Below are 15,007 nucleotides of genomic sequence, written 5' to 3'. Positions count from 1 at the left end.
TTATTCTCTCTCCTTTACGGGGAAGAAAAAGGCTCTGGGACGAGCTTTAAAGGCTCTCCATACACAACGACCTAAATATTTTAGTTCTGAAGCAGGTACTTCGCGAGAGCGCAAGGCTATCCATAGAGAGAGACCAAAACTCACAATAAAGTTACCAAAGCCTATAATACCTATGCCTAAGATACACCAAAAGATATTCTCTAAGCTAATGATAAAATTCATACCATACAAGCCATAAGCTAAATTACCACTGGCAAAGGTGATGTGGCGTATATCGATGGGCAAACCGAAGAAATGACCTATTGCCCACGCACTTCCCATAAAGACTCCAAACCAAATATTTGAGACGACACTCGGCCACTTTTGTTGCATCCAGTTAGCAACACGTTGCATACGTACTTTACCAAAGAAGCCTTTAAGAAAGGGGTGTTCGGAAAGACGATAATAGAAGTTGTTAAAGTTGTTTACACTAGCTACGTTACCTGCTATAATACCCGATAAGAACAGAAATATCCCTGCAATACAAGCGTGCAAAAATACAGGGGTGTGCCATATATTCAGGTCTTCCAAGAGATGTAGACTCTTTTTGGTAGCGATATTGTAACCACTGAGATAACTCATTCCTATCGCTAAAAGCATAGACACAGGAAAAGCACCAAACACATTGCCCACAAAGGCGATGAACTGCGAACGGAACAAACGCGTAAAGAGTGCTGAGAATTCGGTGTAGTGTTTCTGTTTTTCCTTATTGTTATCGTTGTCGCTGAGGCTCTCTAAAGTCTTAGCAATCGTAGAAGCCGTCATCGCAGGTTGCTTGGTAGCCAAAGTAGACCCTGTGAGGTAGATGAGCACAAAACCAATAGCGTAGTTTAAACTGTAGTTTAGCGCACGAAAAAAATCACTTTGGTCGGGTTGCATCGACATATAGAGTTTTACCAAACACATAAAACCCACGATAACGCCACCCCACAAAGCTGTTTTGAGCATCTTGAAGTACTCACCGGTAGTAGAAGTAATATAGTGTTCACCCGTCTTTCCAGTATAGTTCGTAATCTCGTAGGTGATGTTATAAACACTATCATCTATCAGTTTTCGAATATTGTTCTTCTTAGAATTAGTTTTCACCATATCTAAGTAGAAGGCAATCGTTTTTTCACATTTATCAGCTTCTTTTTCTATAAACAGGTAGTTATAGAGTCGCTTGATGCGTTTTATTTGCTGACGAATAAGCAAAAGAGTTTGGTTCACACTAAAACTCACCCCATATTTAGAAGTATTAGCATCAGCTTTGTTTACAAAATCCTCACACTGACCAGCTAGGATATTCAGCTGTTTGTAATCGAGTTCGTGGTCTTGTATATATAAATAAGGCTTATCTTCCTTGGAAAGAGTACGTGCAAGATTGTTCAGCTCATCGTCGAGAGCGATAAAGGGGCTGTTGAGATGAGCATATTCAGGCACCATACGGCGCACATCAGTTTGCAAGGCGAGCCCTCCCATACGTTGGGAGAGAATCATTATTGCCAAAAGAATTTGCTTGGAAGTAGTTTTGCTCTCACTATCCTCATAGAAAGTAGATACAGCAAGAATTTCAAAGAGTTCTTTCCAGTTATCTAAAGGAATTTGATGTACCCATTTCACATCGGAAGGACGGTAGAAGAGTTGGTTGAGTACGTATTGTATATTCTCTTGAGAAGGCTGGTCGGGCAAAAGCTGACGACTGATACGACGACGCAATTCTTTGAAGAAAGAAACACTATTCAGCAGACCAGCATCAGTAAAAAGAATTACTTTTTGTTTATTAGCAAATACGTTATGGAGTTTTTCCTTGAAGAAAGCGATGCTATCGGGTTTGTGTTTGATTTCAGTGATGAGTTCATCGATATTGAGAGGAGACTTTTTATTTTTACTTTTGCGACGAAAGTAGTTCACTACATCAAACACGAAGTCAATATCTTCATAGTCTGATGAGTGCATATAAGTCTCAAAGATTTCATAAATAGATTTATATTCTTTTGCGAATCGTAACATATCCTACAATAAATAATTAAGAATTGATAATTTAGAATGGTGCAAAGGTACGAAAAAATTGTCAATCTGCTAATTTGTTAATTAAAAAAGGCTGCCCGAGTAGGACAGCCTTTTGAGTTCTTATCTTTTATTTTTCAACTTATTAGAAGTTGTAGCGTACGCCGAAGCTAAAGGTACGACCTTCACCAAAGTACACTTGGTTTCTTACATCGATACCTTGGTAAGTTTTACTACTATCAGTGGTGTGAATGCTTGTATATGATTCAGCGATGTAATAAGTATCTAATAGGTTATAGGCGTGAGCTGAGAAAGTGAGACGTTGCTTATCAGTAAGTTGCCATCTATAAAAAGCAGAAAGGTCAAACAAATGATAAGCAGGTAATTTTATAGCTCCTTTTTCGGCTACTGTTTTTTCAGAAAAAGTACCAATATTCAAATTAGCATATAGGTTATCTATATAGCGCCAATCGATATCAAAATTCAAATTCTTCACGGGCAGTACAGTTAATCCTAAAGAAGCTGTTGTTTGAGCTGTTTGTCCTACCTTTGCTTTATCTAAGTATAGTTTGAGCTCTGCAGCCCTACCAACAGGCACCTCATTTCCTTGTAAGTCTATAGCATTACCATTCTCATTCAAAAGAGTCCCTGAAGCATCGCCTTTGTAATACCAGTCACCAAATGAGAACATACCATTTAGTTTTAAGTAATCAGTAATAGTAGCTTTGAAATCTACTTCCACCCCATTGTGTATTTCTTGAACACCCAAAATATTTGCATAGCCTGTATTACTGCCACGTCCTCCTGAAGAACTTCCGAAAGTGTAAGTTTGACGAAGGAATCTATCTTTCCAAGTAGTGTGATAAAGGTTTAAATTACCACTGAAGAACTTAGATTTAAAACCATATCCAGCTTCTACTCCAAATATCTTTTCATTGGTAAGCGAAGGGTTTAAATAGTTTAGATTGTTAGGATATACAGCGTTGAAGAAAGGTTGCTTAGAATAATATCCTATGTTAGCATACACATTATGCTGTTCGTTGATATTATAATTCACTCCTCCTTTGATATTATAACCTATCAAGTTTTTAAAACCTGTTTTAGTATACATTACCGAATTAGGATTTGTACTTATGGCGCGTGAAACTCCATCTTTCAAAAAGTTATCAATACGTTGGTACGACTGCATAGAGGTAGAACCTTGTAAGAAAGCTGAAAAATGATCGTCAGAGTATTCTAACTGTGAAAAAAGTCCCATCCATTTCACTTCCCCTTCACTACTATAACCTATACGATTTTCAAGAGGTTCTACTTTCTGGAAAGGATTCCAAGATGGCTTAGTAGATACCGCAGAACGAATTACGGTAGGAGTTGGCAAATTCTTGTTGTTATTTCGTGTATTATCAGTATAACTATCGTTACCCAACAAATCAGTTACTACTTGGTAGTGATAACCATAGTAATAACGACCATCAAGCCCCATATTAATAGTGAAGTGATTATTAATCTGGTGTTGCAGGTTGGTAAGGATACCATACCAGTCGTGTGAGTTTACTGAGCCATTTAAGGTAAACCCTTCACCATAACCTGTAAAAGCTCGACCTCCACCTGGATTAGCAATTGTTACGTTCTTTCCTGCTTCTCTTGGGTGTTGCATAGGGAGTAAATCATCTACTGTCTCTCCGTTGTTATAACGCACCACTTTATCGAAATCTATCTGTCCATCATCTTTACGGAAAGAATTTAAATAGTTTTTCTGAAGTGAATAAGTGGTTGTACCACTAGCAGTAGTTTTCGAAGAGATTGAATGTGCCACCCCCGATGAACTTGTTCCCATACCACGTCCTAATGATGCATATACTACAGTACTAAGGGAAGTACTTTCATTGATATTCCAATCCCAATTGAGCATTGCTACTGGTTTGTGATAAACATTTTTCTTAATAGTGTGTTCTTCACCATTTAAGTATCCCCAATCTGAATTATAGCGACGGTTGGGTTTGTCTTCTGAACCATATTTCTGATAATCAGAAATTAGCGGACTTATATTACGTTGGTTATGCCATTGTGGAGCCCCTGTGAAGGTAAATTGGAAACTATGTTTTTTAGAAGGTTCATAACCTAACGCAAAATAGTAGCTATAGCCATCAAACTGAGTACCATCTACATATTTACGTCCTGCATTTTTGCTGAACAACACAGAAGCCGACCAACCAGTAAGACTCTTTCCTGTATTGTAAGAAACCGTACCTTTATATTCTTGATTAGTACCATAGTTGAAAGATATATTCCCTCCTTCTTGCATATCTGAAGCACGCAAAATGAAATTCATAGTACCACCCACCGATGCAATCGCTAATTTAGATGCACCGAGCCCACGTTGTACCTGCATTGCGGAAGTTACATCTGAAAGCCCTGTCCAGTTACTGAAGTATACGGTACCACCTTCCATATCATTTACAGGCATACCATTAACCATTACAGCCACATTCCTACTGTCAAAACCTCGAATATTGATTTTAGAATCGCCAAAGCCTCCTCCGCCTTTGGTGGCGTAGACAGAAGGTGTGCGATTGAGTACTTCAGGAAGTTCACGTGTACCTAATTTTTCTATAATTTCGGTAGCTTGAATAGTAGATACCGCCACAGGTGTTTTACGCTCTTGTGCAATGTCTAACAAGGTGCTTTTACCTGTTACAATTACCTCTCCTAGGGTTTGTTGGTCGCTTGTAAGGGTAATTCGCACGTGCGCTTTACCATTCACAAGTTTATACGAAACTGTCTTGGTAACATATCCAAGATAAGAGAACTCTAAGGTTCCAGTAGGTGAGTCTACATTCAAGGAATACTTACCGTCCATATCAGTAGAAGCCCCTTTGGTAGTCCCTTTAACCAAAACATTTGCTCCCATTAACGGAGCGTTGTAATCACCATCAATTACTTCACCTGTAATAACTCCTTGCTGTGAGTAAAGCATTGATGTGAGAAAAAGTACGGCTACATTTAAAAACCAGCTTTTCATTATATTAGTTAAATTAGTTACGAATGGTTATGGTCAGTAGTGAGCTAAGTAATACTATTTATTCGGAGCAAAGTTACTAACTTTTTTGATATCCCCCAACAGATTTGTCAAAATATTTTCTAACATATTTATTAACAAGGAGTCTACTTACACTTAAAACACTAATTACAAGTATGTTGTGCGCTTAAAGTTATGTATACAGCAAAAATAAAGTGTTAAATTTTAACTATTTTTTAATCTTTTGTAGTAGATTTGCGCTCTAAACCGAGCTCATACAGCAATGAATAGACAAAAGAAACATACCCAAGCCTTTGTTCTGGTAGCACTTTTATTCTTACTTTTTGGAGGTTTAACAGTGCTCATACAGCTTTTATTACCTCATCTTCGTGATGTGTTTCAGTTGCATTATTCCGATGCAGCCTATATTCTTCTATCTTTCTTCTTGTCTTACTTATTTTTTTCTATCCCTGCAGGTTTTATTCTCACTAAAATAGGTTATCAGCGAGGCATTATCTTAGGTCTTTTGCTCATCTCCTTAGGTGCTTTGCTCTTCTATCCTGCTGCTGGAGAACGTTTATATTGGGTATTTTTAACTGCTATCTTCGTATTAGGCTGTGGCGTTACTTTCCTACAAGTGGCTATGAACTCTTATATAGTGATTTTAGGCGACGAAGCCACTACACCTCGCCGGCTCACTTTCTCTCAAGCTTTCAACGCCATAGGCACTACTATTGCTCCTATATTTGGAGCCACTTACTTACTGAGCAACGAAATAAAAAAAGAAGCTGAAATAGAAGCCTTAGACACTACAGATAAGCTTATTTATTTCCGTGAAGAAGCCTTCTCTATACAATTACCTTTTTTGTATATAGCCTTATGGGCACTTGCTTTAGCATTTGTTTTTGCAGTAGTTAAATTACCTTATGCTTATAGAATAAAAGAAGAAGTAAATAAAGACAGTTATTCGAATCTTCTCAAGAAAACTCCCTTACTGTTGGGGGCTATAGGTATCTTCTTGTATGTAGGTGCTGAAGTAGTGATAGGAAGTTATGCAGTAAACTACTTCATCAATATGAACATCACTAAGGATATTTTAGAGAGCCCTTTTATGTGCTTTATTGTAGAAACGCTTGGCTTATTGGCAGGGAAACCTCATCTAACCTCAGCCGATCCCAAGGCTATTATAGCTGTTTTTCTCACTTTCTACTGGGGAGGTGCTATGTTAGGACGCTTTATCAGTGTTTATCTCATCAAGTGGATTGCTCCCGCCAAAGTTCTCATTGCTTTTGCTATAGTTGCCATCTCTCTTATTTTGTTTTCTATCAATACTGGTGGTTTGCTCTCAATGTGGACTTTATTAAGTATCGGCCTCTTCAACTCTATGATGTTTCCTACTATCTTTGCGCTTGCTTGTGAAGGGATAGACGAACTCAAAACTCAAGCTTCAGGTATCCTTTGTACGATGATTGTCGGTGGCGGACTCTTGCCTATTCTGTACGGTTTCCTTACCGACTATATAGGTTTCCGCTTAGCATTCCTCACCTTAGTAGTTTGCTACGGTTATATCGCTTTCTTTGGTTTTTACAAGAACAATAAATAATTTATTAAAGGTTAATGGTCAATAAAAAACTTTGTCAGAGTCCAAGGACTCTGACAAAGTATATATTTTGCTAATTTTCAATCTTGTTAATTTGCTAATTCCACGAACAGTTCTTCCCCTTCTTTTACTACTTTCGCTACTTTCTTACTGGTAAGACCTTTAATGGCTTTATCCCATTTCTTGTTAGAAAATGCTGTTTGTGTTTTGAGAGCATCTAAAACCAGTCTTTCTGAGGTTTTCAAAAGTTCAAACACTACTTTTTCGTCTTCCGAAAGCTCTACTTCTTTCTTCTCAGGACGCATTTGTGGGAAGAAAAGCACTTCTTGTATGCTCTCATTATTAGTGAGGAACATTACGAGTCTGTCCATACCGATACCCAAACCTGAGGTAGGTGGCATACCGTATTCAAGAGCACGCAAGAAATCTTGGTCAATGAACATCGCTTCGTCGTCGCCTTTTTCTGAGAGTCGCAATTGTTCTTCAAAGCGCTCACGTTGGTCAATAGGGTCGTTCAATTCCGAATAAGCATTGGCAATTTCCTTACCGCATACCATTAACTCAAAACGTTCAGTAAGGTCGGGGTTGTCGCGGTGTTCTTTGGTCAGTGGCGACATCTCTTTCGGGTAATCGGTAATGAAAGTAGGCTGAATGAAGTTACCTTCACATTTCTCACCAAATATCTCATCTATCAGTTTGCCCTTGCCCATCGCCTCGTCTACTGCAATACCGATAGACTGTGCAAAGGCTCTCAATTCGTCTTCTGTCTTCCCAGTGATGTCAAAGCCTGTGAACTGTTTAATAGCATCAGTCATCGTAAGGCGTGGATAAGGTGCTTTGAAATCTACTGTATGTTTACCAAAGGTCGCCTTAGTAGTACCATTCACGGCTATAGCGCAATGTTCGATTAAGCGTTCAGTGAAGTCCATCATCCAGTGATAATCTTTGTAAGCCACATAAATTTCCATAGCCGTAAACTCAGGATTGTGAGTTCTATCCATACCCTCGTTGCGGAAGTTCTTAGAAAACTCATATACCCCGTCAAAACCTCCTACAATAAGACGTTTTAAGTAAAGTTCATTGGCAATACGCATATACAGCGGAATGTCCAACGCATTGTGATGAGTGATAAACGGACGTGCACTAGCTCCCCCTGGTATAGCTTGTAGTATAGGTGTCTCTACTTCCAAATAACCTGCATCGTTAAAAAACTGACGCATAGCATTGAAGAGTTTAGTGCGCTTGATAAACACTTCTTTCACTTGTGGATTTACTACCAAATCTACATAGCGCATACGGTAGCGTTGTTCAGGATCGGTGAAGGCATCGTGTACTTTACCATCGGCATCTACCTTAGGCATAGGTAGCGGACGTAATACTTTTGAAAGTAGCGTAAAGTTCTTTACCAACACAGTTTTCTCACCCATTTTAGTGATGAAGAGTGTTCCTTCAGCACCTATAAAGTCACCTAAATCCAATAATTTTTTAAACACCTCGTTGTAAAGCGTTTTATCATCAGTAGGGCACATCTCATCGCGGTTGAAGTACAATTGCATCGTGCCTTCACTATCCTGCAAAGTAGCAAACGAGGCTTTTCCTTGTACACGCAACGACATTAATCTACCGGCTACAACCACTTGTTTACCTTCTTCATAATGGTTGGCTACATCCTTAGAGGTAGTATCAACCGGATATAATGGAGCGGGATAAGGGTTTATCCCCAATTCTTTCAATTTAGAGAGTTTTTCTCTGCGAATGATTTCTTGTTCTGATAACATCTTTTTTAATGATTAACGCTTAATGATAAATGGTTAGTGGCTAGTGATTAATTGAAATACTTTTAGGGTGCAAAAGTACGGCGTTTTTTTGACTTACACAATAGTATTCGCAAATAAACACGACGTTCATATTTAAAGTTTTAAGAGTCTTCTCCCTTACAATCCTATTTATTCTGTAAAACAATTCTTCATAATGTGCTTTTGCTAGTAAAGATACTAAGTTATTTTTAAATGTGAACACTGTGCATTGAAGTACTTTTATATTCTCTATACACCTCCCATAATACACAAAGAGAGACTAAGAAGTAACTATGCTGATGTTCACCTATTAAAAAAGACTGCCTAAAAAATTATATTTAGGCAGTCTTTCGTATATGATGTATCGTTTTATGCTATCCAAAAACGTGTAAAGCTTCAAAACTTACCAAAGTAAGATAACCTAACACAAAACCTAAAAGGGCTATCCATAAGATGTTTTTCACATACCAAAAGAAATTAATCTTTTCCATACCCATAGCTACTACCCCCGCAGCCGAACCGATGATAAGCAAGCTACCTCCTGTACCAGCCGCATAGGCAATGTAGTGCCAAAGACCACTATCCATAGGTTCTTGGAACATACCCATACTAGCCGCTACTAATGGTACGTTGTCTATTACAGCAGAGGCAAAACCTAAGAGCAAAATCACTACGTTTGTACTTGGGATAGTCTCATTCAATGTTTGTGCAAAATTGAAAAGCGTACCGATAGTTTGCAATGAAGCCACTGCCAAGAGGATTCCTAAGAAGAATAGTATGCTCGAAAATTCGATACGTCCTAAAGCACGATGAATACTGAATTTATCCTTATCGGTCGATGAAAGTTCCCTGATAGGTTTTAATTTTTCAGAAATAAACCACATAGTAGCCAAAGCAAAGAGCATACCTATATAAGGAGGTAAGTGTGTAATCGATTTAAAAATAGGTACAAAGATAATAGAGATAAAGCCTATTACCAACACAGGCATACTGCTCTTGTAAGTAATACTCTCTTCGCTGTCTGAAGTGTCTATCTTTCCTTTGAATACAGGTAAAAACGAAGCGACAAATAAAGGTACTATCAAGCATACAGTAGCAGGAATAAATACGTATTCTACTAATTTAGCAGCACTTACTTTATTTTTTACCCAAAGCATAGTAGTCGTTACGTCACCGATAGGAGACCAAGCCCCTCCTGCATTGGCAGCGATCACAATGAGGGAAGCATACCAAATACGCTCTTTTTGGTCAGGTATGAGCTTACGTACAATGGTTATGAGAATAATGGTAGTAGTAAGGTTGTCGATAATAGAAGAGAGGAAAAAAGCAATAATGCCTATAATCCAAAGCAATTTTACTTTGCTTCTAGTGCGAATCACCCGCTTGATGATTTCAAACCCACGGTGCATATCAATGATTTCTACTATGGTCATTGCACCGATTAAGAAAAAGAGAATTTCAGCAGTTTCAGCTAAGTGATGTCGTAGTGCTTCATCAATAGCATTACTGTTGTTAGCTATATCTACGGGCACTAACACTCCGTTGAGCACTTCTAGTACATCAAGGTTAAATACTTTAAGTATCGTCCAACAGATGACAGCCATAGCTAAGGCTGAAATGGTTTTGTCTACCTTTATTTGGTGTTCGGTAGTAATACAAAGATAGCCAATGAAAAAAATGGCAATAATCCACGCTTCCATATAATAAATTCTATTTTAAAAATTAACGTGGCGCAAATGTACTAAAACTTCTCGTTATATACCAAATCTTTTTAAAAGTTTTTATTCGCAGATAGAGCTTGGTACACCACTCCTTGTATCTTTTGGCGCACCAATCGGTTTACTAAAAGTTTATTGTCAGAAGAGGGATAAGTGCGGTTCGAGAGGATAACTATTACTATTTCATTAGTGGGGTCAGCCCACGCAAAAGTGCCTGTAAAACCGGTATGTCCAAAGCTATCCATTGGCACACAACCACAAGTAGGACCTGATTTGCCTAACTGTGGCTTATCGAATCCTAAACCCCGACGGTTGCCTTCTGGACAGTAGTTACAAGTGTTGAAGATTTTTATAGCCTGAGGTTGCAAGAACCACGTACCACCGTAATACCCTTGTTGGAGGTACATTTGCATCACTTTGGCTACATCGTCGGCAGTTCCAAAAAGTCCTGCGTGCCCACCAACCCCTCCTAAAAGGGCTGCTCCTTGGTCGTGTACGTACCCTCGAAGCTCCTGAGAACGAAAGGTCTTTTCATCTTCGGCAGGTGCAATATTTACAGGAGAGAAGCGTTGCAAAGGAAGAAAAGTAAGCTGGTAGGCTCCTAAACCTCTATAAAAGTGCTTCTGAACGATTTCTTGTAGGGGCTTCTTGTTTTTTTTTTCTATGTACTTCTTGAAATAATAATAAGGGAGGTCGCTATACAAGTACTTTTTATCTTTGATAAGCTCACTCTCGTCAATTGTTTTATAAATACTGTCAGTATACCCTTCTCTAAGATATAAGTCTTTGGCTACCTCAGTAGGGAAAGAATCACTTTTGGTAGTGCTGTAATACTCAGGCGAAGGTTTTTTATCAATGTCTAAGGTTTTTCGGTAAAAAGGAATCCACGACTGGAACTGAGCATAGTGCGAGAGTACATCTTTCATTACCAAATCTCCCTTGTTTGTATGTTTGAGCTTGGGTAGCAAATCCTCAAAAGTATCTACGGGTTTGAAATCTCCACGCACATAAAGACGCATCAATTCGGGAAGAGTAGCCAATATCTTCGTAAGCGAAGCGAGGTCGTAAATAGTATTGTCGGTCACTTTATTAGCTGGATTGTAATCTAAAGTACCAAAATTCTTGCGGTAAACTACCTTTCCTCTTTTGGCAACCAATACCTGCATCCCGGGTGTCATCTTTTGTGCTACAGCATCAAGAGCAATGCTGTCTATCTCTTTTAGTTTAAGAGAATTGAGTCCCACGCTTTCAGGTAAGCCGTAAGCTAAGCGTCCTATTCTGGGAGTAGCAATTGAAGTGCCTACGGGTAAGTTAGGGTGTGCTGTTACAGGCAAAACTCCTTTGCCTTCAATAGCACCAAAGATGAGCTGAGCGGCTTTCTCTTGCGCTACTTTGTGGTTTTGGTAAGCAAATACAATAGCTTTAATAGGAGCTATATTTTTCACGTCGAGCATCGCATAGGGGCGAGTAAACACTGCGAGGATTACCTTTTTTTTCTTAGCAATATGCTCTAACCATTTCAGTTCGTTCTCTGTAAACTTGTATGCGTCCCAAGGGGTCTTATCTGGTTTGTGCAACCCGATGATAATCGTGTCAAAAGGTTCAACTGCTTCATATAGCTGTGCCTCATTCTTAGGCTCAATAAGCACGGTCTCTGCGTATTTGCGTAAGGTGGAATAAAACGCCCAACCACTGTCGTTACCAAACTTCACATAGGCTATTTTTCGCTTGTCCAAGTCCTTTATAGGCAGTATATTTTCCTTGTTTTGCCCTACCGTAATCGCATTTTCAAACAGTTCCTCAGTGAGCAAATCGTCTTCTATTGTGTGCAAGGTAGAGGTTACAGTACTTTCATCTAACTGTTTAAAAGATGTGAGCCCCACTTTGTATTTAGCCATTAGTATTTTCTTTACTGAATGTGCTAAGCGTTCCTCACTGATGCGTTTGTTCTGGTAGGCTTTCTTCATCGCCTCAAAACCCTTAGCTACATTAGCTGGCATCAGCAAAATATCGTTACCCGCCAAGAAGGCTTCTACTTCCACTTCGCCTACGGGCAAGTATTCCGATACCCCTTTCATACCAAGTGCATCGGTAAAGATAAGCCCTTGATAACCTAATTTCTTTTTGAGTAAATCAGTGATAATAGCACTTGATAACGACGAAGGTAGCCCTGTTTTAGGTTCTAAGGAAGGAATATTAAGGTGCCCTACCATTATGCTAGCTACTCCTTCTCTGATGAGGGCTTTAAAAGGGTAAAGTTCTACCTCGTCAATACGGTTAGCAGCAAAAGATATAAGCGGTAGAGTTTTATGAGAATCTTTAGAAGTATCGCCGTGACCAGGAAAGTGTTTGGCACTGCCCAGCACCCCTACCGACTGCATTCCGCGAGTAAAAGCAAGCCCTTTTTGGGTTACATTCTCTTTATCCTCGCCAAACGAACGATTTCCTATAATAGGGTTATTCGGATTTGTGTTAATATCAATATCAGGAGCAAAGTTAAACTGCATACCCAATTGTTTGCAGTGTAACCCTATGCGTCTACCGGTACGTTCTACAAGATAGTTATCTTTGATTGCCCCAAGGGTCATATTCCACGGGTAAGCATAAGTAGAGTCCAAGCGCATCGCCAATCCCCACTCGGCATCCATTGCCATAAAAAGCGGAATTTTAGAGAGTGCTTGGTATTCATTAGTGAGCTTTGCCTGACGCTTCGGTCCTCCTTTGGAGAAGATAATCCCTCCAATGTAGTATTTCTTTATGAAGTCTTTTACCTCTTCGGCTTTTTTTGTGCCTATATGGCTTGAAAATACCGATACCATAAACAGTTGCCCAATCTTTTCATCAAGGCTCATTTTGTTATAGGTGTCGTTCACCCACTGCTGTTGTGCTTGGGCATCGGTAGTTGTTAAAGGAGATTTATTTTGGGCAAGTGTAGTAAATAGTGATAAGTAAAAAAAAGTAATTAGTAAATAAGTCTTTCTCATTTTTTTGTATAAAAAGTAAAAGGTAAGAAATAACAGATAAGAGGCGTTTTACTTGCCTTTTACCTTGTTACCTCTTACCCTTTACCTATTAAAATTCGTCTATGTTATAGGCTTTAAGTTTGTTGTAAAGTGTTTTACGTGTAAAGCCTAACAGCTTAGCTGCTTCTGTTTTATTATTATGGGTCTCGTGTAGCGCACTAATAATGAGTTCACGCTCGTTTTCTTTGGTTGAAAAAGAAAAACGCTCTGTAGGGAAATGGCGTGTTTCAGTAATTACAGGCTCTGGCAACTCATTTTCGGTAATATAATCACCTTGTGTGAGTAGGGCAGCGCGTTTCACCGTGTTCGATAGTTCGCGCAAGTTACCTCCCCAAGTGTATAAAAGCATCTTTTGTACCGCCTTTTCAGTAAACCCTTGTACGTTCTTATGTAGCTTTTCATTTGCTTTTTCCAAGAAGTATGAAGCAAATATCATCAAGTCGTCTTTGCGTTCACTTAGCGAAGGTACTTTTATCGAAAACTCGTTCAATCGGTGATAAAGGTCTTCGCGAAACTCTCCTTTTCCTACTGCTGCCAATAAATCTTCGTTGGTAGCTGCCAATACACGAATATCAACTTCTATTTCCTTAGAACTACCAATAGGTTTAATACGGCGCTCTTGTAGGGCACGTAGCAACTGTATTTGGTTGTCATAGCTTAGGTTTCCTACCTCATCAAGGAAAATAGTACCACCATTTGCCTCTTCAAAGTGTCCTTTTTTATCGGTAATTGCTCCCGTAAACGAACCCTTTACGTGACCGAAGAACTCACTCGATGCAATTTCTTTAGGAATGGCACCGCAGTCCACCGCAATAAAAGGCTTGTTACGACGCTCACTTTTCAAGTGAATAGATTTGGCTATCACCTCTTTACCCGTACCACTTTCACCAGTAATGAGTACCGACATATCCGTAGGGGCTACCAAACTGATAAACTTGTTCAGCTTTTTAGAAGCGGCACTTACACCTTCTATATATGAATTTTCGTTAGTAACAACAGGCTGAGCAGCTTTGCCAGGGCTGTTGTCCGCCTTCACATTTTCCTTCTTAGGTAACGAAGCCGTACGCGTACTGCTTTGCGCATTCTTAATAACATTCAGTACGTCCTCTTGTTGGAACGGTTTCGATATATAGTCAAAAGCACCCAATTTCATTGCCTCTACCGCAGTCGATACTTCCGCATAGCTGGTCATTACCACTACAGGCAAATCTGGATATACTTCTTTCACCTTTTTCAAGAAATTGATACCGTCACCATCGGGCAGACGTAAATCAGTGAATACTAAACTTAGCGATGCATTTAGGCTTTTCTCCGCTTCTTCTAAATTATAACATCTTACTACTTCATATCCATTGCGTTCCAAAAATTTACCTAACATTTTGGAAAAAACTACATCATCTTCTACTAAAAGAATTGGATTCTTCATACTTTATATATGTCTTTTTAAATTAAAAAATATACTGTTTTTAGCCGTTCTCTCACTTATCATCATATGATAAAAATATGAACATCAGCTTTGTGCGTTTAAAAAGCGCTCTTTAAAACAGGACAAAAATTTTGCAAATATACAAAACTTTTCTAATAAACATACTATATTAATAAAAAAAGACTTTCTTTTTTCAAGAAAGTCTTTCTTCAATGCATATAATATAAATACTACTACTAACTCCCAATATTTGTTAGTACTTTAAGCTAGCTTGGCTAAACTTAAAGGAATGTCTTAAAATAGTTTAATAAATGATTGTGTTTAAACAATTAAAATTTTAGCAATGTTCTTAATATAAAAGTTGTTTCCCAACAACACAATGAAATGAAATTTAATT

7 protein-coding genes are annotated in these 15,007 nt (G+C 38.7%); 1 reads left to right on the top strand and 6 read right to left on the bottom strand.

The genetic code is table 11. The annotated features are described in order from the left end of the window. Positions 1 to 2,031 (bottom strand): recombinase, encoded by a 2,031-nt coding sequence (locus tag HW278_RS09575; protein ID WP_178977664.1) that lies wholly within the window; start codon positions 2,029 to 2,031, stop codon positions 1 to 3. Between the two features lie 142 nt (positions 2,032 to 2,173). Continuing rightward, positions 2,174 to 5,050: a TonB-dependent receptor gene (locus HW278_RS09570; RefSeq protein ID WP_178977663.1), complete on the bottom strand. Its 2,877-nt coding sequence runs from the start codon at positions 5,048 to 5,050 to the stop codon at positions 2,174 to 2,176. A gap of 280 nt (positions 5,051 to 5,330) precedes the next feature. Between HW278_RS09570 and HW278_RS09565 the strand changes: the two genes are divergently transcribed. Beyond that, on the top strand, positions 5,331 to 6,650 hold the full coding sequence (locus HW278_RS09565; protein WP_178977662.1) for a sugar MFS transporter: 1,320 nt from the start codon (positions 5,331 to 5,333) through the stop codon (positions 6,648 to 6,650). Positions 6,651 to 6,736: 86 nt separating this feature from the next. Here the strand turns inward: HW278_RS09565 and lysS are convergent, their stop codons facing one another. From lysS to HW278_RS09545, 4 genes are all read right to left on the bottom strand, one after another. Next, positions 6,737 to 8,425 carry a lysine--tRNA ligase gene (gene lysS / locus HW278_RS09560; RefSeq protein ID WP_178977661.1) on the bottom strand — a complete coding sequence of 563 codons (1,689 nt, stop codon included), beginning with the start codon at positions 8,423 to 8,425 and terminating at the stop codon, positions 6,737 to 6,739. Between the two features lie 392 nt (positions 8,426 to 8,817). Further along, entirely contained in the window at positions 8,818 to 10,143 is a 1,326-nt protein-coding gene (gene nhaD, locus HW278_RS09555; protein ID WP_178977660.1) for a sodium:proton antiporter NhaD, read from the bottom strand. 71 nt (positions 10,144 to 10,214) lie between these two features. Further along, complete coding sequence (locus tag HW278_RS09550) at positions 10,215 to 13,145, bottom strand: glycoside hydrolase family 3 N-terminal domain-containing protein (protein WP_178977659.1); 2,931 nt, start codon at positions 13,143 to 13,145, stop codon at positions 10,215 to 10,217. An 88-nt stretch (positions 13,146 to 13,233) separates the two neighbouring features. After that, positions 13,234 to 14,610 (bottom strand): sigma-54-dependent transcriptional regulator, encoded by a 1,377-nt coding sequence (locus HW278_RS09545; RefSeq protein WP_002670899.1) that lies wholly within the window; start codon positions 14,608 to 14,610, stop codon positions 13,234 to 13,236. Positions 14,611 to 15,007: the final 397 nt, after the last annotated feature.

The sequence above is a fragment of the Capnocytophaga sp. oral taxon 902 genome (assembly GCF_013394735.1).
Taxonomy (GTDB): domain Bacteria; phylum Bacteroidota; class Bacteroidia; order Flavobacteriales; family Flavobacteriaceae; genus Capnocytophaga; species Capnocytophaga ochracea.
This window is presented reverse-complemented; position numbering and strand designations above follow the sequence as displayed.

Bases quoted from the DNA above. Each gene is read 5' to 3' on its own strand.
- lysS (WP_178977661.1), bottom strand. From the start codon at position 8,425: ATGTTATCAGAACAAGAAATCATTCGCAGAGAAAAACTCTCTAAATTG.
- nhaD (WP_178977660.1), bottom strand. From the start codon at position 10,143: ATGGAAGCGTGGATTATTGCCATTTTTTTCATTGGCTATCTTTGTATT.
- HW278_RS09545 (WP_002670899.1), bottom strand. From the start codon at position 14,610: ATGAAGAATCCAATTCTTTTAGTAGAAGATGATGTAGTTTTTTCCAAA.
- HW278_RS09565 (WP_178977662.1), top strand. From the start codon at position 5,331: ATGAATAGACAAAAGAAACATACCCAAGCCTTTGTTCTGGTAGCACTT.
- HW278_RS09550 (WP_178977659.1), bottom strand. From the start codon at position 13,145: ATGAGAAAGACTTATTTACTAATTACTTTTTTTTACTTATCACTATTT.
- HW278_RS09575 (WP_178977664.1), bottom strand. From the start codon at position 2,031: ATGTTACGATTCGCAAAAGAATATAAATCTATTTATGAAATCTTTGAG.
- HW278_RS09570 (WP_178977663.1), bottom strand. From the start codon at position 5,050: ATGAAAAGCTGGTTTTTAAATGTAGCCGTACTTTTTCTCACATCAATG.